General features: G+C 72.9%; 19 protein-coding genes. 12 read left to right on the plus strand and 7 right to left on the minus strand.

Features of this window, described 5'->3' with window-relative positions; translation table 11 throughout:
* Window positions 1–131 precede the first annotated feature (131 nt).
* Together AB0E88_RS14390 and AB0E88_RS14395 are read right to left on the minus strand one after the other, a co-directional pair.
* Entirely contained in the window at window positions 132–671 is a 540-nt protein-coding gene (locus AB0E88_RS14390) for a hypothetical protein (RefSeq protein ID WP_361629343.1), read from the minus strand.
* 222 nt (window positions 672–893) lie between these two features.
* Window positions 894–1,658 (minus strand): DUF4239 domain-containing protein, encoded by a 765-nt coding sequence (locus AB0E88_RS14395; RefSeq protein WP_361629346.1) that lies wholly within the window; start codon window positions 1,656–1,658, stop codon window positions 894–896.
* Between the two features lie 878 nt (window positions 1,659–2,536).
* Between AB0E88_RS14395 and AB0E88_RS14400 the strand changes: the two genes are divergently transcribed.
* The 4 genes from AB0E88_RS14400 (at window position 2,537) to AB0E88_RS14415 (ending at window position 7,412) form a co-directional block, all read left to right on the plus strand.
* Window positions 2,537–3,478 carry an SCO0930 family lipoprotein gene (locus AB0E88_RS14400; RefSeq protein WP_361629349.1) on the plus strand — a complete coding sequence of 314 codons (942 nt, stop codon included), beginning with the start codon at window positions 2,537–2,539 and terminating at the stop codon, window positions 3,476–3,478.
* Between the two features lie 288 nt (window positions 3,479–3,766).
* Entirely contained in the window at window positions 3,767–4,579 is an 813-nt protein-coding gene (locus tag AB0E88_RS14405) for an SAM-dependent methyltransferase (protein WP_361629352.1), read from the plus strand.
* On the plus strand, window positions 4,576–6,711 hold the full coding sequence (locus AB0E88_RS14410) for an EAL domain-containing protein (RefSeq protein WP_361629355.1): 2,136 nt from the start codon (window positions 4,576–4,578) through the stop codon (window positions 6,709–6,711). The genes AB0E88_RS14405 and AB0E88_RS14410 overlap by 4 nt, the downstream gene beginning before the upstream one ends.
* Entirely contained in the window at window positions 6,708–7,412 is a 705-nt protein-coding gene (locus tag AB0E88_RS14415) for an N-acyl homoserine lactonase family protein (protein WP_361629358.1), read from the plus strand. The genes AB0E88_RS14410 and AB0E88_RS14415 overlap by 4 nt, the downstream gene beginning before the upstream one ends.
* Window positions 7,413–7,542: 130 nt before the next feature.
* Here the strand turns inward: AB0E88_RS14415 and AB0E88_RS14420 are convergent, their stop codons facing one another.
* Window positions 7,543–8,427, minus strand: coding sequence for a LysR substrate-binding domain-containing protein (locus tag AB0E88_RS14420; protein ID WP_361629361.1), 885 nt, complete (start codon window positions 8,425–8,427; stop codon window positions 7,543–7,545).
* Window positions 8,428–8,547: 120 nt separating this feature from the next.
* On the opposite strand from AB0E88_RS14420, the gene AB0E88_RS14425 reads away from it, so the two are divergent.
* The 5 genes from AB0E88_RS14425 to AB0E88_RS14445 all read left to right on the plus strand — a co-directional run bounded on the left by AB0E88_RS14425 (window position 8,548) and on the right by AB0E88_RS14445 (window position 13,744).
* Entirely contained in the window at window positions 8,548–9,219 is a 672-nt protein-coding gene (locus AB0E88_RS14425; protein ID WP_361629364.1) for a succinate dehydrogenase, read from the plus strand.
* Window position 9,220: 1 nt separating this feature from the next.
* Window positions 9,221–11,170: a fumarate reductase/succinate dehydrogenase flavoprotein subunit gene (locus AB0E88_RS14430; RefSeq protein ID WP_361629366.1), complete on the plus strand. Its 1,950-nt coding sequence runs from the start codon at window positions 9,221–9,223 to the stop codon at window positions 11,168–11,170.
* Complete coding sequence (locus AB0E88_RS14435; RefSeq protein ID WP_361629368.1) at window positions 11,167–11,916, plus strand: succinate dehydrogenase/fumarate reductase iron-sulfur subunit; 750 nt, start codon at window positions 11,167–11,169, stop codon at window positions 11,914–11,916. Before AB0E88_RS14430 ends, AB0E88_RS14435 begins: the two co-directional genes overlap by 4 nt.
* 194 nt (window positions 11,917–12,110) lie before the next feature.
* Window positions 12,111–12,884, plus strand: coding sequence for a GNAT family N-acyltransferase (locus AB0E88_RS14440; RefSeq protein ID WP_361629371.1), 774 nt, complete (start codon window positions 12,111–12,113; stop codon window positions 12,882–12,884).
* Entirely contained in the window at window positions 12,884–13,744 is an 861-nt protein-coding gene (locus tag AB0E88_RS14445) for a lysophospholipid acyltransferase family protein (RefSeq protein WP_361629374.1), read from the plus strand. Before AB0E88_RS14440 ends, AB0E88_RS14445 begins: the two co-directional genes overlap by 1 nt.
* On the opposite strand, the gene AB0E88_RS14450 is transcribed toward AB0E88_RS14445, so the two are convergent.
* Window positions 13,741–16,074 carry an excinuclease ABC subunit UvrA gene (locus tag AB0E88_RS14450; protein ID WP_361629377.1) on the minus strand — a complete coding sequence of 778 codons (2,334 nt, stop codon included), beginning with the start codon at window positions 16,072–16,074 and terminating at the stop codon, window positions 13,741–13,743. The two genes, AB0E88_RS14445 and AB0E88_RS14450, sit on opposite strands and share 4 nt — an antisense overlap.
* 41 nt (window positions 16,075–16,115) lie before the next feature.
* Window positions 16,116–17,111 carry an LLM class flavin-dependent oxidoreductase gene (locus AB0E88_RS14455; RefSeq protein WP_361629380.1) on the minus strand — a complete coding sequence of 332 codons (996 nt, stop codon included), beginning with the start codon at window positions 17,109–17,111 and terminating at the stop codon, window positions 16,116–16,118.
* 169 nt (window positions 17,112–17,280) lie between these two features.
* On the opposite strand from AB0E88_RS14455, the gene AB0E88_RS14460 reads away from it, so the two are divergent.
* A complete protein-coding gene (locus AB0E88_RS14460) occupies window positions 17,281–18,036 on the plus strand; it encodes a chaplin (protein ID WP_361629383.1) in 756 nt (251 codons plus the stop codon).
* A 6-nt stretch (window positions 18,037–18,042) separates the two neighbouring features.
* Here the strand turns inward: AB0E88_RS14460 and AB0E88_RS14465 are convergent, their stop codons facing one another.
* Entirely contained in the window at window positions 18,043–18,462 is a 420-nt protein-coding gene (locus AB0E88_RS14465; protein ID WP_361629386.1) for a (2Fe-2S) ferredoxin domain-containing protein, read from the minus strand.
* 56 nt (window positions 18,463–18,518) lie between these two features.
* Between AB0E88_RS14465 and AB0E88_RS14470 the strand changes: the two genes are divergently transcribed.
* A complete protein-coding gene (locus AB0E88_RS14470) occupies window positions 18,519–19,034 on the plus strand; it encodes a hypothetical protein (protein WP_361629389.1) in 516 nt (171 codons plus the stop codon).
* A gap of 15 nt (window positions 19,035–19,049) precedes the next feature.
* Here the strand turns inward: AB0E88_RS14470 and AB0E88_RS14475 are convergent, their stop codons facing one another.
* The gene (locus AB0E88_RS14475; RefSeq protein WP_361629392.1) at window positions 19,050–19,265 is read right to left on the minus strand and encodes a dodecin; all 216 of its coding nucleotides are present in this window, start codon (window positions 19,263–19,265) and stop codon (window positions 19,050–19,052) included.
* Window positions 19,266–19,503: 238 nt separating this feature from the next.
* Here AB0E88_RS14475 and AB0E88_RS14480 point away from each other — a divergent pair, with 238 nt between their 5' ends.
* Complete coding sequence (locus tag AB0E88_RS14480) at window positions 19,504–20,763, plus strand: extracellular solute-binding protein (protein WP_361629395.1); 1,260 nt, start codon at window positions 19,504–19,506, stop codon at window positions 20,761–20,763.
* Window positions 20,764–20,766: the final 3 nt, after the last annotated feature.

A 20,766-nucleotide genomic window follows, 5' to 3' on the forward strand; every position in this document is an offset into this window, starting at 1 on the left:
GAGCCGGACGGCATCCTCGCCGCCTTCGACGCCCGTCTGCCCTTCACCCTCACCGAGGGCCAGCAGAAGGTCTCCCAGGAGATCTTCGCGACGCCCTGTGGTCCGCACGGCCGGCGCGGGGGACCCGCGGATCAGCCGCCGCTCTCGCCGCCGCGCCGCCGTGTGAAGAGGTACGCCGCGCCGACCGACCCGGCGACGAGCGCCGCGCCCAGCCCGAGCTGCCGCGCGTCGAAGCCGCCGACGCTGCCGCCCTCACCGGCGTGCACCGCGCGCGGCACCGTCGGCCGCAGCGGCTGAGGTGTCGGCGGTGCCGGCCGGCCGCCGGCGATGCTCAGTCCGGTCGACCCGCTCACCCCGTCACAGGTGAACGTCACCGGGTAGACGGCGCCCGGGCGTGCGTCCCAGTCGATGTTCGCCGTCGCCGACGACACGCCCGCCGCCATGATGACGGTGTCGAACACGCCCGAGGAGACCGTCACCACTCCCCGGCAGCCCCCGTGGTCGCGGTCGACCTGAAGGACGACCCGCCCGCCTGCCGAGACCGTCGACGGCATGACGCTGAAACCGAACGGGGTGATGTTGCCTTCGCCCTGTGCGACGGCGCCCGGCGCCGTCAGGGCCAGGGCGCCCAGACTCAGCAGTGCGGCCGACGCGACGCGTATCGCGCGCATGTGTTCCCTCCGGTCTCCGAGGGGCGGCGGCGGACCTGCTCCGCTTGCACACCAGTGCCCCTCGATGACCGAAACGCTAGGAACGGGACGGCGCCGGCGCGATCGCAGTAGCGCGAACGGGTCAAGCGTGTACTCCGCCCGGGCGACCTGCCCGCCGCGAACGGGGGACGACGTCGGCGTGGCGTCCCCCGTCCGTCCCGGCCGCCGTGCCGGCGCCCCCGCTCAGCCCCGGGCGTGCGGGAAGAGGCTGAGCAACGGCTCCATCGACGCGGCCGTGTCCCGGCTGTAGGGCGCGTCGAAGTCCCAGATCAGGAACAGCAGGAAGGCGATCAGTGCCGAGAACAGGCCCGCCAGGACCAGTTCGCGCGGGGTGCGGCGGATCTGGAGGGCGAAGACCATGCCGATGGTGACCACCGCCCCGGTGAGCAGTCCGAACCACACCACCCCCGGCATGGTCGGCGACGTGGCGTTCGCCCGGGCGGTGCGGGCCTCGTCGGCCGCGGTGATCTGGTCGAGCAGCGGCTGGTAGGCCTGTGCCTCGAAGTCGTTGCGCGGCTGGTAGTCGGTGAGGTCCCGGCGCAGCCGGTCGAGGAGCTCGGAGCCGCGCTCGGTCATCTCGCCATGGTCCTCCATGGCCTTCCACTCCTTGGTGACGACGTGTCCGACATAGGCGTTGACATCCCCCCGGATCCGGTCACGGACCGGAGCGGGATAGACCCGGACGCGCTGGTCGATCTCGTGCAGTGCCTGCGCCTCCGCCTGCACATGGTCCTGCGCGGCGCTGCGTGCCTCCCATACGCCCGCGATCGCCAGGCCCAGGACAATGGCGTAGACCACGCCGATCCACATGGTCATGTACTCGATGACGTCCGGAGTCTCACTCGGGTCCTCGTCCTCGGACGCCGTGCGGTGGCGGACCAGGGTGATGACGACCACCACGACACAGGCGGCCAGCATCGCGAGGGTGAGAACAAGCCATTCCGGCAACGGGGGTACCTCCAGGGCTCAGCGCGGGCGGAGCGCGGCGACGGCCACGATCGCGGGCGTGGTGATGAGCAGGACATAGACGACGGGTGAGACGTGGTGGCTGGGCCGCCGCCGGGGCGGTGCGGCGTGATACCGCGGGTAGCTCACCGGGCTCGCGGAGGGACGTGGTGCCGGCGTCGGAGTGGGTGACGGTGTGGGGGCGGGCCTCGGCGGCGGAGGCGGGGCCGGGCGGGCCGGCGCGGGCCGGGGCGCGGGCTCCGGCGGGGCGGGGACCGCGGGGGTGGGCCGCGGTTTCGGCGGCGGGGGTTTCGGCACCGGCTTCGGCGGAGGCGGTTTCGGCGCGGGCGGAGGCGGTGGGGGAGGCGGAGGCGGTGGTGGAGGAGGGGGTGGCGGGGGAGTAGGAGTGGGTGTCGGGCTCGGTGAACACCCGGGCGGGATCGGCCAGTCGAGGCTGCCGGCCACCGCCACCGCCGTCACCCCGTCGGGGCCGGTCGAGGCGTAGGCGCAGGCGTCGGCCGCCGCCGTCCCGGCCGGTGCGCCCACCAGGAACCAGCTGAGCGTCACCACGGCCAGCACCCGTGCGCCCACGGCGGAGCGGGTCGGTTGGGGTCCATGCACGACGGAGATCATGAGGTGCGCCGGACCGGGTCATGCCGGCTCGGCGGCGGAATGCTCCGAACGAGGGACACCGGTCGGCGTGGCGCCGTGCGCGCTGACGCTCGTACGTCCGGCGCTCCGTACATCCGTCCGACGGAATCTCTCCTTCCGCAAAGATTTCCGCACGCCGTTGAACACACCCATGGCTGCGCTGCGTACCCCATGCCGTGCAGCGACGCATCCAGGTGCTGCAACAGACGTGTGAACGTGGGGAGTTGACGATGAAGACCTCGTGGCGGAGCGCCTCGCTCGCGGTGGGTGCCGTAGCCGTACTGGCGCTGACGACGGCGTGCGGGCAGGGCGACGGCGGCGCCAAGGCGGCCGCCCAGAACGTCGGCGCCACCGCCCCGGTCGGCGGCTACGGCACCGCCGGCGGGGGTTACGGCATCGGCAACGGCTCTGCCAGTTCCGCGCCGCAGGCCCGGCCGGCCCCCGCGGGCAAGCTGTCCGTCACCGCCAACCCCGAACTGGGCAAGGTGCTCACCGACGCCTCCGGGCGCACCCTGTACCGCTTCGACGCGGACACCGCCGAGCCCTCCAAGTCGACCTGCGACGGCGACTGCGCCAAGGTGTGGCCGCCGGTGCCCGCGGACGACGTCACCGCCGGCACCGGCATCGAGCCGTCCGAACTGGGCGAGGTCACCCGCGCGGACGGCACCAAGCAGCTCACCATCGGCGGCTGGCCGGCGTACCGCTACGCCAAGGACACCAAGGCGGGTGAGGTGAAGGGCCAGGGGCTCAAGGGCAAGTGGTTCGCGCTGGCCCCCGACGGCAAGAAGGCGAAGGCGTCCGATCTGCCCGGACTGTCCGTCCGCAAGGACCCCAACCTCGGTGACATCGTCGTCGACCGCAACGGCATGACCGTCTACCGCTTCCTGAAGGACCAGGCCTGGCCCAAGCCGGTCTCCGCCTGCGCCGGCGCCTGCCTGCAGAAGTGGCCGGCCGTCGAACCCGTCGACGCCGGCGACACCAAGGGCGTGAAGAAGAAGGGCCTGATGAGCTTCACCCGCCCCGACGGCGTCAAGCAGCAGACCGTCAACTGCTGGCCCGTCTACACCTTCTCCGGTGACAAGGCTCCCGGGGACATCAACGGTCAGGGCGTCGGCGGCACGTGGTACGCCGTCGCACCCGACGGAAAGCCGGTCGGCGCGCCGAAGAAGTGACGGATCGCACCTCCCCAGGGTGTCCGCCCCCCTCGCCCGGGCGGCGCGCACGGCCGACGGACCGCCCCCTCCGCACCGCACGGAGGGGGCGGTTCGCTGTGTGCGGCGCCCTGTACCCTGCGCAGCACCCCCGACACGTGCGGTAGTAACGTGACGCGGCGCCGCACGCGCACGTGCCGCGGGCAGTGACCGGGAACGGACGGTCAATTTCCGGTTCCCCTCGCTACTTGACCCGACGATCAGTAGCCTCTGCTCGAACACCGGATCGCCTACGCCTTGGAGAGATGGATGGAGCGTCCCGCTTGGGCTCCCCGAAGCATCGACATCTCGGTGCCGAGCGTCTCGCGCATCTACGACTACTACCTGGGCGGTTCGCACAACTTCGAGGTGGACCGGGAAGCCGCCCGCAGGGCCATGGAGTTCCTGCCGGGGCTGCCCAAGATCATGCAGGCGAACCGGGCGTTCATGCGCCGCGCCGTGCGCTTCGCGGCCGACGAGGGCATCACGCAGTTCCTCGACATCGGCTCCGGGATCCCCACCTTCGGCAACGTCCACGAGATCGCCCAGGCCGCCCGCCCCGGCGCGCACGTCGTCTACGTCGACCACGACCCGGTGGCGGTCGCGCACAGCCAGGCCGTCCTGGCGGGCAACGAGAACGTCGACGTCGTCGCCGCGGATCTGCTCAAGCCCCACGAGATCCTGGCCAGTGAACCGGTGGAGCGGCTGATCGACCTGAACCGGCCGGTGGCGCTGCTCCTGGTTGCCATACTGCACTTCGTGGAGGACGAGGACGACCCGTACGCGGCGGTGGCCGAGCTGCGCGACGCGCTCGCGCCCGGCAGTCTGCTGGTGCTCACCCATGCCTCGTACGAGGGGATCCCGGTGCCTCCGGAGCGGGCGGGGGGCGCGGTGGACGTGTACGAGGACATTCGCAACCCGCTGGTCATGCGCTCGCCGGACGAGATCGCGCGGTTCTTCGAGGGGTACGAGATGGTGGAGCCGGGACTGGTGCCGATGCCGTTGTGGCGGCCCGAGACGGCGCCGGAGGACGAGGACCCGTTCGCCTACTCCGGGTTCGCGGGCGTGGGGCGTACGGCGTGATCGCGGAGCCGGACGGGCCGGAGGACAGACTGCGCCGGTTCGCCACGATCTGGACCCGGGCGGTGTTCCCGCTCACCTCCACGTCGGCGACCCGGCCCGAGTTCGAGGCGCACCTGCTGCCGCTGGCCCGCCGGCTGAGCGAGGCACTGCACGCGCCGGCCACGGTCACCGAGGAGGGCCGGGCCATCGGCGCCGCGCTGGTCGCCGCGCACTGCACCGACCCGGAGGCGCTCAGCCGCACCCTGGACTGCGTCGACGCCTACCTCGTGCTCTACTGCGGCGGCGACGGCGACCCGCAGGAGCTGCGTACCCGCTGCTCCCGGCTCCAGCACGCCATGGCCGCCGGCTACGCGCGGGCGCTGCGCGAACGCACCCTGGGCGAGCAGGAGGCCATCGCGCAGGCGGCGTTGCAGGCGCAGGGCGTGGTGGCGCAGGCGCTGCACGCCAGCGAGGCCCGCTTCCGCGCGGTGTTCGAGGGCGCCGCCATAGGGATCGGCATCGCCGACCTCGAGGGCAACATACTGCAGGTCAACGGTGCCCTGGTGCGCATGTTCGGCGGCAGTGAGCACGCGGTGCGCGGCCGCAACGTCAAGGAGTGGACGCACGCCGAGGACGCCCCGCAGGTGTGGCGGCTGTACGACGAGCTGGTGCGCGGCGAACGCGAGCACTACCACGTGGAGAAGGCGTTCTACCGCCCCGACGGAACGGTCCTGTGGACCAATCTGACGGTCTCCCTGCTGCGCGACCCCGACGGCGAACCGCAGTACCAGCTGGCGCTGATGGAGGACACCACCGAACGCCGCCTGCTCAACCTGCGGCTGCGCTACGAGGCCACGCACGACGCGCTGACCGGTCTGCCCAACCGCACGCTGTTCTTCGAGCGGCTGGAGAAGGTCCTGGCCCGGGACGGCGGGCAGCGTTTCGGGCTGTGCTACCTCGACCTGGACGGCTTCAAGACCATCAACGACAGCCTCGGCCACGCGGCCGGCGACCGGCTGCTCGTCGAGGTCGCCGACCGGTTGCAGTCCTGCGCCACCGCGCCCGGCGAGATGGTGGCCCGGCTCGGCGGCGACGAGTTCGTGGCGCTGACCACCGGCCCGGACAGCCGCCACGAGGTCGACGAACTCGCCGCGCGCATCATGAACGCCCTGCTCGCCCCCATCCGCATCGACGGCCGTGAGCTGACCGTGCGCGGCAGCATCGGCATCGTCGAGGGCGCCGCCGGGGAGCGCAGCGCGGCCGAGGTGCTGCGCAGCGCCGACATCACCATGTACCGGGCGAAATCGGCCGGCGGCAACCGGTTCGAGCTCGCCGACCCGGAGGCCGACGCCCGCGCCATCACCCGCCACGGGCTGACCACGGCGTTGCCGGCCGCCCTGGAACGCGGCGAGTTCTTCATCGAGTACCAGCCGCTGGTGCACCTCGGCGACGGCAGCGTGCGCGGCGCGGAGGCGCTGGTGCGCTGGCTGCACCCGCAGCACGGAGTGCTCGGACCCGACCGGTTCATCCCGCTCGCCGAGCACACGGGGCTGATCGTGCCGCTCGGCCGCTGGGTGCTGGACCAGGCGGTGCGCCAGGCGCGCGAGTGGCGCGAACGCGACGCCGGGGCGGGCCCGCTGCGCATCAACGTCAACCTCTCGCCGTGCCAGCTCACTCATCCCGGGCTGGTGCAGGACACCGTGGACATCCTGGAGCGCGCGGGCGTCGCACCGGACGCGCTGTGCCTCGAGGTGACCGAGTCGGCCCTGATCGGCGCCGACGACGACCTGCTCAAACCGCTGCGCCGGCTGGCCGAGATGGGCGTGGACATCGCCCTGGACGACTTCGGCACCGGTTACTCGAACCTGGCGAACCTGCGCCGGCTGCCGGTGTCCGTCCTGAAGCTGGACCGCTCCTTCACGCAGGGCATGCAGCAGTTCCCGGCGGACCCGGTGGACCTGAAGATCGTCGAGGGCATCGTCTCGCTCGCCCACAGCCTCGACCTGGCCGTCACCGTCGAGGGCGTGGAGACCGGCGCCCAGGCCGAACAGCTGCGGATACTGGGCTGCGACACGGCCCAGGGCTGGTACTACGCCCGCCCGGGCCCCCCGGAGCGCCTGCACGAACTGGCCATGGCGGACGCGACGGGGTGAGGCCGGTGCACATACGACGACTGGACCTGGGTACGTTCGTGCGCCCGGCCTCGGAGACCGGAGGGGCGCACCCACGCGTCGAACCCGCCCTGGCCTACCTGGTGCTCGACGAGCGGGGCCCGATCCTCTTCGACACCGGGATCGGGGCGGCGAGCCCGGAGACCGAGGCCCACTACCGCCCCCGCCGCCGCGACCTGCGCGAGGCCCTGGAGGCGGCCGGGGTGAGCGCCGGGGACATCTCCCTCGTCGTCAACTGCCACCTCCACTTCGACCACTGCGGAGGCAACCCGCTCTTCCCCGGCACGCCCGTCGCCGTCCAGGACGTCGAACTGGCCACGGCCCGCGCCGGCGGCTACACCTTCGACGAGCTGATCGACTTCCCGGGTGCGACGTACGAGGAGCTGAAGGGCGAGGCGGAACTCCGCCCCGGGGTGTGGGTGATCCCGACCCCCGGCCACACCGACGGCCACCAGTCGCTCGTCCTGCGCTGCGACGACGGCACGGTGGTCCTCGCCGGCCAGGCCCACGACGTGGCCTCCGCGTACGCCGTGGACCACCTCGCCCGCGAAGCGGAGCGCGACGGCGTCGAGCCGCCCCTGCCCCCCTACCGCCCCTGGCTCGACCGTCTCGCCGACTTCGACCCCCGCCGTGTCCTCTTCGCCCACGACGCCTCGGTCTGGGAACCGCTCCGGGGCACCTGACCGACTTCCACGGGAAGCGCGGCGGCGGCGCGCGGCGCCGGCCGCCGGGGGCGCGGGAAACTGCGCGATCGGCCACCGACGACTCGCGGCCCCGCACGGCGCCCGTCCACGAGGGCGCGACCGGCACACCTCACCGCTCGAGAAGCATCCGCTGCAACTCCCGGGCGGCCCGCGGCGGAGCCACATCGCTGCGGTGCGCCAGCGCGATCGTCCGGTGCAGCCCCGGCCGGACCAGCGGAGTGACCCGCAGCCCCCGGCCGGAGCGGGCCGCGACCATGCGGGGGACGACGGCCACACCCAGCCCGGCCCGCACGAACCCCAGCACCGCGTCCATCTCACCGCCCTCCACCGCGAAGTCCGGCTCGAACCCGGCGGAGCGGCACGCCGCCACCGTCAGCTCCCGCAGGTCGTACCCGTGCCGGAACATCACCAGCCGCTCGCCCTCCAGGTCGGCGATCCGCACCGCCCGCCCGCCGCCGCCCGGCTTCGGCGCCTCCGGCGAGGACACCACGACCAGGTCCTCGCGCAGCAGCTCCACCGTGGTCAGCGCCGGTGACGGCGTCGGCAGGGGCAGCACCACCAGCGCCAGGTCCAGCGCGCCGCGGGCCAGCTCCCGCACCAGGTCGTGCGAGCCGCTCTCCTCGATCAGCAGCTGGATGCCGGGATAGCGGTCGTGGAAGGCGCGCAGCACATCCGGCAGCAGACCCGTGCACAGGCTGGGCGTGGCACCGAGCCGTACCCGGCCCCGCCGCAGCTGCGCCAGCTCCTGCACCTCGTGGCGCGCGGTGTCGGCATCGGCGAGGATGCGCCGCGCCAGCGGCAGCAGCGCCTCCCCGGCGTCGGTCAGGGTGATGTTGCCGCGCGCCCGCTGGAACAGATCGGCGCCCAGCTCCCGCTCCAGCGCCTTGATCTGCTGGGACAGCGACGGCTGGGCGACATGCACCAGCTCGGCGGCCCGGGTGAAGTGGCGGGTCTCGGCCACCGCGACGAAGTACTGGAGCTGCTGGAACTGCATGCCGCCAGCATAGGCTCTCCCTATCGAATCAAGCTGGACCATGTCTTGGACCGATCGCACCTCGAGCACCTAGCGTGCTGAGACATGGCTCTGGCAACGCGGACGGACCGACGGCCGTCCATGGCACGCACCGTGTGGGACTCCACCGTCGGCAAGAAGACGGTCATGGCCGTCAGCGGCCTGATCATGCTGCTGTACCTGGTCGCCCATGTGATCGGCAACCTGAAGATCTTCTTCGGGGCGGGGGAGTTCAACCACTACGCGCACTGGCTGCGCACCGTCGGCGAACCCTTCATGCATTACGAGTGGACGCTGTGGCTGGTCCGCGTCGTCCTGGTCGTCGCGGTCGTCGCGCACGCCGTCTCCGCGTACCAGCTCAGCCGCCGCGACATCAAGGCGCGGCCCAGCAAGTACGTGCACAGCAAGGCCCGGGCGAGCTACGCGACGCGCACCATGCGCTGGGGCGGGATCATCCTCGGGCTGTTCATCGTCTGGCACATCCTGGACCTGACCACCGGCACCGTGCACTCCGGCGGCTTCCAGGAGGGTCACCCGTACCAGAACGTCGTGGACACCTTCTCCACCTTGTACGGCAACGTCGTCTACATCGTCGCGATGCTCGCCCTCGGCCTGCACATCCGGCACGGCTTCTTCAGCGCCGCCCAGACCCTCGGCGTCGGCAGCCGCACCCGCAACCGGGCCCTGAAGACCGTCGCGAACGTCCTCGCGCTGCTGCTCACGGCCGGCTTCGTCGCCGTCCCCGTGGGCGTCATGACCGGAGTGGTGAGCTGACATGACCTCGTACACCGACTACACGCTCGGCGAGCCGATCGCCGACACCAAGGCCCCCGCCGGCCCCATCCACGAGCGCTGGGACACGCGCCGCTTCGAGGCCAAGCTGGTCAACCCCGCCAACCGGCGCAAGCACACCGTGATCGTCGTCGGCACCGGTCTCGCGGGCGGTTCCGCGGGCGCCACCCTCGCCGAACAGGGCTACCACGTCGTCCAGTTCTGCTACCAGGACTCCCCGCGCCGCGCCCACTCCATCGCCGCGCAGGGCGGCATCAACGCGGCGAAGAACTACCGCAACGACGGCGACTCCGTCCACCGCCTGTTCTACGACACCGTCAAGGGCGGCGACTTCCGGGCGCGCGAGTCCAACGTGCACCGCCTCGCGCAGATCTCGGTGGAGATCATCGACCAGTGCGTGGCCCAGGGCGTGCCCTTCGCCCGCGAGTACGGCGGCCTGCTCGACACCCGCTCCTTCGGCGGCGTCCAGGTCTCCCGCACCTTCTACGCCCGCGGCCAGACGGGCCAGCAGCTCCTGCTCGGCGCCTACCAGGCCCTCAGCCGGCAGATCGCCGCCGGCAACGTCGAGATGCACGCGCGCACCGAGATGCTCGACCTGATCGTCGTCGACGGCCGGGCCCGCGGCATCGTCGCCCGCGACCTGATCACCGGGAAGATCTCGACGTACTTCGCCGACGCGGTCGTCCTCGCCTCCGGCGGCTACGGCAACGTCTTCTACCTGTCGACGAACGCCATGAACTCCAACGCGACCGCGATCTGGCGGGCACACCGGCGCGGCGCGTACTTCGCCAACCCCTGCTTCACGCAGATCCACCCCACCTGCATCCCGCGCACCGGCGACCACCAGTCGAAGCTGACGCTGATGAGCGAGTCGCTGCGCAACGACGGCCGGATCTGGGTGCCCAGGGCCAAGGGCGACACCCGCCCGCCGAACCGGATCCCGGAGGACGAGCGCGACTACTACCTGGAGCGCATCTACCCGTCCTTCGGCAACCTCGTCCCGCGTGACATCGCCTCCCGCGCGGCGAAGAACGTCTGCGACGAGGGCCGCGGTGTCGGCCCCGGCGGGCAGGGCGTCTACCTGGACTTCGCCGACGCGATCGCGCGCATGGGACGCAAGGCCGTGGAGGCCAAGTACGGCAACCTCTTCGACATGTACCAGAGGATCACCGACGAGGATCCGTACGAGGTGCCGATGCGGATCTACCCGGCCGTGCACTACACGATGGGCGGCCTGTGGGTCGACTACGACCTGCAGACCACGATCCCCGGCCTGTTCGCGATCGGTGAGGCCAACTTCTCCGACCACGGCGCCAACCGGCTCGGCGCGTCCGCGCTGATGCAGGGCCTGGCCGACGGCTACTTCGTGCTGCCGGCGACCATCAACGACTACCTCGCCCGCAACCCGCACAAGGAGGAAGTCACCGACGAGCACCCGGTGGTGCAGGAGGTCCTCGCCGAGACCGAGGACCGGCTCAACCTCCTGCTGTCCGTCGACGGCGACCGCACCCCGGACTCCTTCCACCGCGAACTCGGCGAACTCATGTGGGAGTTTTGCGGCATGGCGCGCACCGACGCGGGCCTGCGCAAGGCGCTGAGCCGGATCCCGGAGATCCGCGAGGAGTTCTGGCGCCGCATCAAGGTGCCCGGCACCGGCGAGGAGCTCAACCAGTCCCTGGAGAAGGCGAACCGCATTGTCGACTACCTCGAACTGGCCGAGCTGATGTGCCTCGACGCACTGCACCGCGCCGAGTCCTGCGGCGGTCACTTCCGCGAGGAGTCCCAGACCCCCGACGGCGAGGCCGCCCGCCGGGATGACGAATTCGGCTACGCGGCGGCCTGGGAGTTCACCGGCACCGGCGCGGCCCCGGCCCTGCACAAGGAAGACCTGGTCTTCGAGTACGTCCACCCCACCCAGCGGAGCTACGCATGAAGCTCACCCTGCGCGTCTGGCGGCAGAAGAACGCCGGCGCCGACGGCACCATGTCCACCTACCAAGTGGACGGCATCTCGCCCGACATGTCCTTCCTGGAGATGCTGGACGTCCTCAACGAACAGCTCATCCTCTCCGGCGAGGACCCGGTCGCCTTCGACCACGACTGCCGCGAGGGCATCTGCGGCGCGTGCTCCCTCGTCATCAACGGTGACGCGCACGGCCCGGAGCGCACCACGACCTGCCAGCTGCACATGCGGTCCTTCCGGGACGGCGACACGATCGACATCGAGCCGTGGCGGGCGGCGGCCTTCCCGGTCGTGAAGGACCTGGTCGTCGACCGCTCGGCCTTCGACCGGATCATCCAGGCCGGCGGCTACATCACCGCCCCGACCGGCTCCGCGCCCGAGGCCCACGCGACCCCGGTCCCGAAGGCCGACGCGGACTACGCCTTCGAGCACGCCGAGTGCATCGGCTGCGGCGCCTGCGTCGCGGCCTGCCCCAACGGGGCGGCCATGCTGTTCACGTCCGCGAAGGTGAACCACCTGGGCGCCCTGCCGCAGGGCTCGCCGGAGCGCGAGAGCCGCGTCCTGGACATGGTGACGCAGATGGACGCCGAGGGCTTCGGCGGCTGCACCCTGGCCGGCGAATGCGCCACCGCCTGCCCGAAGGGCATCCCGCTCACCTCCATCACCCACATGAACAAGGAGTGGCTGCGCGCGACCCGCAAGGCCGCCAGGCGCTGACAGACGTTCGCCGACCGGCGCGAACGGGCGGGACCGGGGGCAGGTGCTCTCCCCGGTCCCGTCTCGCGTCGGTGCCTGGCATTCAACAGTTCCACATCCTCGCTCCTGGCTCCGGTCACGTCCGCGCCAACCGGCGTCGGAAGAAACGAGGGGTACCGCCTCCCTCGCCCTTCCGGCCGTTCCAGGAGTCAGCCATGACCGGCGTTTCCACGCTCGACCGTCCGCCGCGGCCCGCCGCCCCCACCCGCTACACCGTCTCCCTCGCCCGGGACGAGGCCGAGGTGCGGGCCGCGCAGCGGCTGCGGCACGACGTCTTCGCCGGGGAGATGGGCGCCCTGCTCACCACCCCGCAGCCCGGCCACGACATGGACGCCTTCGACGCGTACTGCGACCACCTGCTGGTGCGCGAGGAGATCACCGGGCAGGTCGTCGGCACCTACCGGCTGCTGCCGCCCGAGCGGGCCGCCGTCGCCGGACGGCTCTACTCGGAGGGCGAGTTCGACCTCGGCGCGCTCGACGCGATCCGTCCCGGCCTGGTCGAGGTCGGCCGTTCCTGCGTCCACCCCGATCACCGCGACGGCGCCGTGATCGGCCTCATCTGGGCGGGCATCGCCCGCTACATGGTCGACCGCGGGCACGAGTGGCTGGCCGGCTGCTGCTCCCTGCCGCTCGCCGACGGCGGCACCCTCGCCGCCGCCACCTGGGACCGGGTGCGCGCCCGGCACCTCGCCCCCGAGGAGTACCGGGTGCGTCCGCTGCTGCCGTGGACCCCGCGCACCGCCGCCGAGCCGGCCTCCCGCGCCGAACTGCCCGCCCTGCTGCGGGGCTATCTGCGCCTGGGCGCCTGGGTGTGCGGAGAGCCCGCCCACGACCCCGACTTCGGGGTCGCCGACCTCTACGTACTGCTGTCGATGCGCCGGGTCGACCCGCGCTATCTGCGGCACTTCCTCTCCCTCGTCCCGGCCTGATGAGCGTCTGGCTGCCCAGCGCCCCCTGCACCCCCGGGGCGTGCGTGGAGGCGACCGCCCGCGTCACCGCCGTACCCCGCGCGGTGCTCAGGCTGACCGGGGTGGTGGCGCTGCTGCTCGCCGGGATCGCCCTGTCCCCGGTCGGCGGGAGGATCCCCGCGTCGGTCGTGCGGGTCTGGTGCCGGTGGATCGTGCGGGCGGCGGGCGTACGCGTCCGGATCACCGGCGACGCCGCCGCGACCAGCGGAGGTCTGCTGCTGGTCGCCAATCACATCTCCTGGCTGGACATCCCCCTGCTGGCCGCCGTCCGCCCGGCCCGCATGCTCGCCAAGTCCGAGATACGCCACTGGCCGGTCGCGGGCGCCCTGGCCGCGCGCGGCGGCGCCCTGTTCATCGACCGGGACCGGCTGCGCGCCCTGCCCGGCACGGTCGCCCGGATCGCCGACGCGCTGCGCGCCGGGCAGGCCGTCGCCGTCTTCCCCGAGGGCAGCACCTGGTGCGGCCGCGCCCAGGGCCGCTTCCGCCGCGCCGCCTTCCAGGCCGCGCTCGACGCGGGCGTCCCCGTCCAGCCGGTGCACCTGCGCTACTCCCGCCGCACCGGGGGAGCGTCCACCACCACACCCGCGTTCGTCGGCGAGGACTCCCTGCTCAGCAGCGTGTGGCGGGTAGTGTCCGCGCGCGGCCTGGTGGCCGAGGCCGAGGTCCGCGCCCCGATCCCGCCGGGCCGGCACCCCGACCGCCGCGCGCTCGCCCGGGCCGCGGAACCGGCCCCGCCCACCTGCCCGCACCGGCCCGTCCCGGCCTCGACCCCCCTGCCCGCCCCCCGACGCCCCACCCTCGTCCCCGCGGACGCCGCCTAGCGTCCCAGCGTCCTCGCCAGATACGGCGCCGTCGCGCTGCCCTCCGCGCGGGCCACCTGCCTCGGGGGCCCCGCCGCCACGATCCGGCCGCCCGCGTCGCCGCCGCCCGGACCCAGGTCGATCACCCAGTCGGCGCCCGCGACCACCGTCATGTCGTGCTCCACGACGACCACCGTGTGCCCGGCGTCCACCAGGCCGTGCAACTGGCGCATCAGCACCTCCACATCGGCCGGGTGCAGACCGGTCGTCGGCTCGTCCAGCAGGTACAGGGTGTGGCCGCGGCGGCCGCGCTGCAGCTCGCTCGCCAGCTTGATCCGCTGCGCCTCACCGCCGGACAGCTCCGTCGCCGGCTGGCCGAGGCGGAGGTAGCCGAGACCCACGTCGAGGAGCGTGCCGAGACTGCGCGCGACGGCCGGGGTGTCCGCGAAGAACGCCGCGGCCGCCTCCACCGTCAGGTCCAGCACCTCGGCGATCGTCCGCCCCCGGTAGGTCACCTGGAGCGTCTCGGGGTTGTAGCGGGCGCCCGCGCAGTCCGGGCACGGCGCGTAGGTGCTGGGCAGGAACAGCAGCTCCACGCTGACGAAGCCCTCGCCCTGACAGGTCTCGCACCGCCCACCGGGCACGTTGAAGGAGAACCGGCCCACCCCGTAACCCCGCGCACGCGCCTCGTCCGTCGCCGCGAACACCTTCCGTACGACGTCGAACAGGCCCGTGTACGTCGCCAGGTTGGAGCGCGGGGTGCGGCCGATCGGCCTCTGGTCCACCGAGACCAGGCGGCCCACGCCCGGCAGGTCCTCGGTGATCTCGCCGACCAGCGTCGACTTGCCGGAGCCCGACACGCCGGTCACGGCCGTGAACACACCCAGCGGGAAGGCGGCGGTCACGCCCCGCAGGTTGTGCCGGGTGACCGGCCCGACCTCGAGGTGCCCCCGCGGAGCGCGCACCTCGCGCACCGGGGCGGGCGAGTCGTCGAAGAGGAAGCGGGCCGTCGCCGACTCCTGCACGCCCGCCAGCCCGGCGACCGGCCCGCTGTGCAGGACCCGCCCGCCGTGCTCCCCGGCCCGCGGGCCGACGTCCACCAGCCAGTCGGCGCCGCGCATCACGTCCAGGTGGTGCTCGACCACGAACACCGAGTTCCCGGCCCGCTTCAGCCGCGCCAGCACCGTCAGCAGCGCCTCGGTGTCCGCCGGGTGCAGCCCCGCCGACGGCTCGTCCAGGACGTACACCACGCCGAACAGCCCGGAGCGCAACTGCGTCGCGAGCCGCAGTCGTTGCAGCTCGCCCGCCGACAGCGTCGGCGTGGCGCGGTCCAGGCTGAGATAGCCCAGGCCCAGCTCGAGGACCGGCGCGATACGTGACTTCAGGTCCTCGGTGAGGACACGGGCCGTCTCGCCGTCGGCGGTCAGCGTGCCCGCCAGCTCCGCCAGCGGCAGCGCCGCCAGTTCGGCGATCGTACGGCCCGCGAAGGTCACCGCCAGCGCCTCCGGCCGCAGCCGGCTGCCCCCGCAGACCGGGCAGGGCGCGCTGGTCAGGAAGCGTTCCGCCTTCGCCCGCAGCGTCTGGCTCCGGGAGTCCGCGAACGTCTTCAGCACATACCGCCGGGCACTCATGTACGTCCCCTGGTACGGCCGTTGGATGCGGTCGGCGTCGCGCACCGGATGCACGGTCACCACGGGCTGCTCGTCCGTGAGCAGGATCCACTCCCGCTGCTCGGCGGGCAGCTCCCGCCAGGGCCGGTCCACGTCGTAGCCGAGCGCGTCGAGGATGTCCCGCAGGTTCTTGCCCTGCCAGGCGCCCGGCCAGGCGGCGATCGCGCCGTCCCGGATCGACAGCGAGGGGTCCGGGACCAGCAACTCCTCGCTGGTGTCGTGCACACGGCCCAGGCCGTGGCAGGCGGGACAGGCGCCCGCCGCCGTGTTCGGCGAGAACGCGTCGGAGTCCAGCCGCTCGGCGCCCGGAGGGTAGCTGCCGGCCCGCGAGAACAGCATCCGCAGCGAGTTGGACAGGTTCGTCACCGTGCCCACCGAGGAACGCGAGGTCGGCGCCGAGCGGCGCTGCTCCAGCGACACCGCGGGCGGCAGCCCGGTGATCTCGCCGACCTTCGGCGCGCCCACCTGGTGGATCAGCCGCCGCGCGTAGGGCGCCACCGACTCGAAGTACCGGCGCTGTGCCTCGGCGTAGATCGTGCCGAACGCCAGCGACGACTTGCCCGACCCGGACACGCCGGTGAACACCGCCACGGCGTCGCGCGGGATGTCCACGTCCACGCCCTGGAGATTGTGCTCACGGGCACCGCGCACCCGGACGTACGGATCGTGGGGGCTGTGCATGACGGGCTCCGTACGGCTGCTGGGGGACAAACCCCGCGATTCTATGCGAACAGCGTGGCCAGCCGGCGGTAGGAGTCGAGCAGCGCCGCACGGTCGTACGTACTGGTGGTGACCAGCACCTCCTGCGCGTCCGTCTCCTTCAGCAGCGTCTCCAGCTCCGCGGCGACCTGCTCCTCGGTGCCCGCGATGTGCCCGGTGAGCCCCGCCTCGTAGAAGCCGCGTTCCTTGGCGGTCATCGCGCGGGCCTCGACCGCCTCGGCGGGCGGCAGCGGCGGAAAGGTGCCGTGCGTGCGGGAGTGCGCCATGGACCAGGCCTCGGGCAGGAGCAGCCGCCGGGCGGCTTCCTCGGTGCCGGCCACCGCGATCGTGCCGGAGACCACCACATACGGCTCGCCCGCCCACGGCGAGGGCCGGAACGCCTCCCGGTAGGCGTCGATGCCGCGCCGCATCTTCTCCCGGCCGCGCAGGTCGCCGATCACCAGGGGCAGGCCGAGCCGGGCGGCGATCCGCGCGCCCTCGCCCATGGCCAGCACGAACGGCGGCACGGCGAGCCCCTCCGCCGGCCGTGCGTGCACCCCGGTCGGCGAGGTGCCGCCGAACCAGCCGAGCAGTTCCCCGATCTGCGCCGCGAAGTCCTCGGCGTCGCCCTTGTCGCGGCCCAGCGCCCTGCGCACCCCGTCGGTGAAGCCGACCGACCTGCCGAGCCCCATGTCGATCCGCCCCGGAAAGAGGGATTCCAGTACGCCGAACTGTTCGGCGACCACGAGGGGTTGGTGGTTGGGCAGCATCACCCCGCCCGTGCCGACCCGGATCCGCGCGGTCGCGCCGGCCACCGCGGCGGCCAGCACCGTCGGCGCCGAACCGGCCACCCCGGGCACGCCGTGGTGCTCCGCCACCCAGAAGCGGTGGTATCCGAGCCGATCCGCCTCCCGCGCGAGGCGCACGGTGTCCCGCAGTGCCTGGCCCACGGGGTGCCCTTCGCGGGTGCGGGAGCGGTCGAGGACGGAGAAACGGGTCCGGTTGATCAGCGCGCTCACACCCTGTTCAACGCACGCGGGCGCGAGGGATTCCCGCCGTCACGGTGCGTCGGCGCGCGGAGACGGCCGCGCGAACGGTGGATTCTTCATAACTCCTCCCGCCGCCGGGCGTTGCACCTGTTGCGGGCGAAAGACCGCATCTCTCTCATCTGTGGAAGGCAGGGAACCTATGAAGCGGGTTACCCGGAACACCCTGATCGCGGTGGCCGCCGCGTCCGGCGCGATGGCCATGGTCCCGGCGGCGCACGCCGACTCGACGGCGGAGGGCAATCTGGCCGGTTCGCCCGGCGTCGCCTCGGGCAACGGGATCCAGCTCCCGGTGGCCGTTCCGGTCAACGTGTGCGGGAACAGCGTGAACGTGGTGGGTCTGCTCAACCCGGCGTTCGGCAACACCTGCGCGAACAAGGGCGGCACGGGCAAGGAGGGCTCCGGCAAGGGCGGCTCCGGCACCGACGCCTCCGGCACCAGCGGCTCCGGCAAGGGGGGCTCGTCGAACGCGGGGGGTGGCGCGTCGGCGGGTCAGACGAACGAGGGCTCGCCCGGCGTGATCTCCGGCAACGGGGTGCAGCTGCCGGTCGACCTCCCGGTCAACGTCAGCGGCAACACGGCGAACGTCGTCGGCATCGGCAACCCGGTGTTCGGCAACGAGTCGTCCAACACCTCCGGCGGGAAGCCGCAGCAGCCCGGCACGCCGCAGACGCCGGACCAGCCGATCGACCGGTCGGTGCCCCCGGTGCACGCGCAGCCGCCGGCCCCGCACCACCACACGGCGCCGGTGCGCCCGCCGGCCGAGGAGGTGGGCACCTCCAGCGCCCTCGCCGAGACCGGCACGGACGGCGCGCTCCCGGCCGCCCTGGCGAGCGGGGCGCTGCTGCTGGGCGGCGCCGCACTGTACCGGCGCCACCGGGTGGGCGCGCGACACTGACGGGCCTCACCCGCGTGCTCCCGGCCGCCGGATGACCTGCAGTTCCAGCGTCACCGGCGGCGCGGCCACGCCGGGGCCGCCCGCGGCCGCCCAGTCGATGATTTCCTGCGTGCAGTCGTCGTCCATCGCGAACCCCACCCACACGGGCCGCCCGCCGGCCCGGCGTCCCGCGGACGACGGCTGGACGACGATGACGTTCGCCTGGTCGCAGGGGCCGAGACAGTCGGTCGTGCGGACCTGGAAGCCGTGCTCCACGGCCGCGGCACGCAACCGTTCCACCTGCCGGTCGTGATCGGTGCCGGGGTGCTTGCGGGCGTTGCCGCAGCAGCAGCCCCGGCACACCACGAGGGTGCAGGGCCGCTGCCGGGCGGCGCCGACGAAGGACCTGCGGGGGGCGGGGACGCCGGAACGGGCGGGGGATCGCATGGGAGAAGCATGATCCATACGGCGGGGCCGGGGGGACACCCCCTAGGGTGGACCGCGTGACAGACACGCCCCGCACGTCCGCGCCCCGCGGCTCCCGGCGTCCGCTCGCCGTGTTCGATCTCGACAACACGCTCGCCGACACCGCGCACCGCCAGCGCTTCCTCGAGCGGCGGCCGAAGGACTGGGACGGGTTCTTCGCCGCCGCGCCCGAGGACCCGCCGCTCGCCGAGGGCGTCGCGCTGGCCGTGGAGTGCGCGAAGGAGTGCGAGGTCGTCTACCTCACCGGGCGGCCCGAGCGGTGCCGGGCCGACACGCTGGACTGGCTGGCCGAGCACGGACTGCCCGAGGGGCGCGTCCACATGCGCCGCGACGACGACCGGCGGCCCGCCCGGCGCACCAAGCTGGAGACCCTGCGCCGGCTCGCCCGCAGCCGCGAGATCCGGGTCCTCGTGGACGACGACGAGCTGGTGTGTGACGACGCCGAGCGCGAGGGGTTCACCGTCCTGCGGGCCCGCTGGGCCGCCCCGTCGACCGAGCTGAAGGTGGCGCAGGAGCGCGAGGGTCGTACCTGAGCCGCCCGGGCCGCGTCAGTCGGACTCCTCGAGACGGAAGCCCACCTTCAGACCCACCTGCCAGTGCGCGATCCGGCCTTCCTCGATCTGCCCGCGCACCTGGGTCACCTCGAACCAGTCCAGGTTGCGCAGGGTCTGCGAGGCGCGCGTGATGCCGTTGCGGATCGCTGCGTCGACACCTTCGGGGGAGGTGCCGACGATCTCCGTGACGCGGTAGGTGTGGTTCGACATGCGGTGCTCCTCTCGGGGCGGGGCGCGCGTGTGTCACGCGTCACTCCACCGTGCCCCAGAGTGCCGCTCGGCGCGAGGCGGTCGCGCCCGCCTTCCTCGGGGAAACCCTTGACCCCTCGCATTGGTCCATACCAAAATCCGGCACACCCGTTCGAGTCAGCCACTCGTCCCCCACGTCGGGTCCCCTTTCTCTGTCCGCAGCCTGAAGCCCTCCAGCCAGGACCCCGGGAGCCCCCTCGTGCCACGCCGTCTCCTCGCCCTCGCCTGCGCGTCCGCCTGCCTGCTCACCGCCTGTGGCGTCCTGCCGCACGGCGGCGCGGCCCGCCGCACGGTCACCGTCTGGCTGATGAAGGACAGCGCCTCACCGGAGTTCCTGCGCCGGTTCACCGACGACTTCGAGCACACCCATCCCGGCCTCGCGCTCGACATCCGCGTCCAGCAGTGGACCGGTATCGGCGCCAAGGTGCAGGCCGCGCTCAAGGCGGACGGCTCCGACGGCCCCGACGTCATCGAGGTCGGCAACACCCAGGTCCCGCAGTACATCGACAAGGGCGGACTGCTCGACCTGACCCTGGAGTCCATGCGCGACTGGGGCCTGGACGACTGGCTGCCCGGCCTCGCCGAGCCGGGGCAGCGCGACGGACAGCAGTTCGGCATCCCCTGGTACGCCGCCAACCGCGTCGTCATCTACCGCAAGGACCTCTTCGCCGAAGCCGGTGTCACCGCACCGCCGAAGACCCGCCAGGAGTGGCTGGAGATCACCCGGAAGCTGAACTCCGCCGGCCATCAGGGCATCTACCTCGCCGGACAGGACTGGTACACCCTCGCCGGGTTCGTCTGGGACGAGGGCGGGGAGCTCGCCGTGGAGGGCGACGGCGGCTGGCGCGGCACCCTCGACACCCCGGCCGCCCTGCGCGGCATGGACTTCTACCGGCGGCTGCACGCCCTCGGCGACGGGCCGGCCGGCGCCGACGAGGAACACCCGCCGCAGGCAGGGGTGTTCGCCTCCGGCTCGGTGGCGCAGATCGTGGCCGTACCCGGCCTCGCCCAGTCCGTCGTGCAGCAGAACCCCGGCCTCGAGGGCAAGCTCGGCTTCTTCCCGGTGCCGGGCAGGAGCGCCGGCCGTACCGGCGCCGTGTTCACCGGCGGTTCCGACCTCGTGGTGCCGCAGAACACCGACGAACGCAAGGGCGCCCTCGCCGTCGTCGAGGCCCTCACCGGAGCCCGGTGGGACAGCGACCTCGCGCGCACCATGAACTACGTGCCCAACAAGGCCAGGCTCGCCCCCGCCGTGGCCGGCGCGGAGGGGGTCGCGGCCATGGCGGCCGGAGCCGCGCACGGCCGGGCGACCCCCAGCACACCCGAGTGGGCGGTGGTCGAGGCCGACAACCCGATCAAGCGGTACATGACCGCCGTCCTGACCGGGGCCGACCCCGCCACCGAGGCCCGCCGCGCCTCACGCCGGATCACCGAGGCCCTGAAGGTGTCGCTGGGCTGAGCG

The organism is Streptomyces sp. NPDC028635, assembly GCF_040637635.1.
Taxonomy (GTDB): Bacteria; Actinomycetota; Actinomycetes; order Streptomycetales; family Streptomycetaceae; genus Streptomyces.

Bases quoted from the DNA above. Each gene is read 5' to 3' on its own strand.
- AB0E88_RS14450 (WP_361629377.1), bottom strand. From the start codon at position 16,074: ATGCACAGCCCCCACGATCCGTACGTCCGGGTGCGCGGTGCCCGTGAG.
- AB0E88_RS14405 (WP_361629352.1), top strand. From the start codon at position 3,767: ATGGAGCGTCCCGCTTGGGCTCCCCGAAGCATCGACATCTCGGTGCCG.
- AB0E88_RS14425 (WP_361629364.1), top strand. From the start codon at position 8,548: ATGGCACGCACCGTGTGGGACTCCACCGTCGGCAAGAAGACGGTCATG.
- AB0E88_RS14430 (WP_361629366.1), top strand. From the start codon at position 9,221: ATGACCTCGTACACCGACTACACGCTCGGCGAGCCGATCGCCGACACC.
- AB0E88_RS14400 (WP_361629349.1), top strand. From the start codon at position 2,537: ATGAAGACCTCGTGGCGGAGCGCCTCGCTCGCGGTGGGTGCCGTAGCC.
- AB0E88_RS14420 (WP_361629361.1), bottom strand. From the start codon at position 8,427: ATGCAGTTCCAGCAGCTCCAGTACTTCGTCGCGGTGGCCGAGACCCGC.
- AB0E88_RS14435 (WP_361629368.1), top strand. From the start codon at position 11,167: ATGAAGCTCACCCTGCGCGTCTGGCGGCAGAAGAACGCCGGCGCCGAC.
- AB0E88_RS14445 (WP_361629374.1), top strand. From the start codon at position 12,884: ATGAGCGTCTGGCTGCCCAGCGCCCCCTGCACCCCCGGGGCGTGCGTG.
- AB0E88_RS14440 (WP_361629371.1), top strand. From the start codon at position 12,111: ATGACCGGCGTTTCCACGCTCGACCGTCCGCCGCGGCCCGCCGCCCCC.
- AB0E88_RS14475 (WP_361629392.1), bottom strand. From the start codon at position 19,265: ATGTCGAACCACACCTACCGCGTCACGGAGATCGTCGGCACCTCCCCC.
- AB0E88_RS14390 (WP_361629343.1), bottom strand. From the start codon at position 671: ATGCGCGCGATACGCGTCGCGTCGGCCGCACTGCTGAGTCTGGGCGCC.
- AB0E88_RS14460 (WP_361629383.1), top strand. From the start codon at position 17,281: ATGAAGCGGGTTACCCGGAACACCCTGATCGCGGTGGCCGCCGCGTCC.
- AB0E88_RS14465 (WP_361629386.1), bottom strand. From the start codon at position 18,462: ATGCGATCCCCCGCCCGTTCCGGCGTCCCCGCCCCCCGCAGGTCCTTC.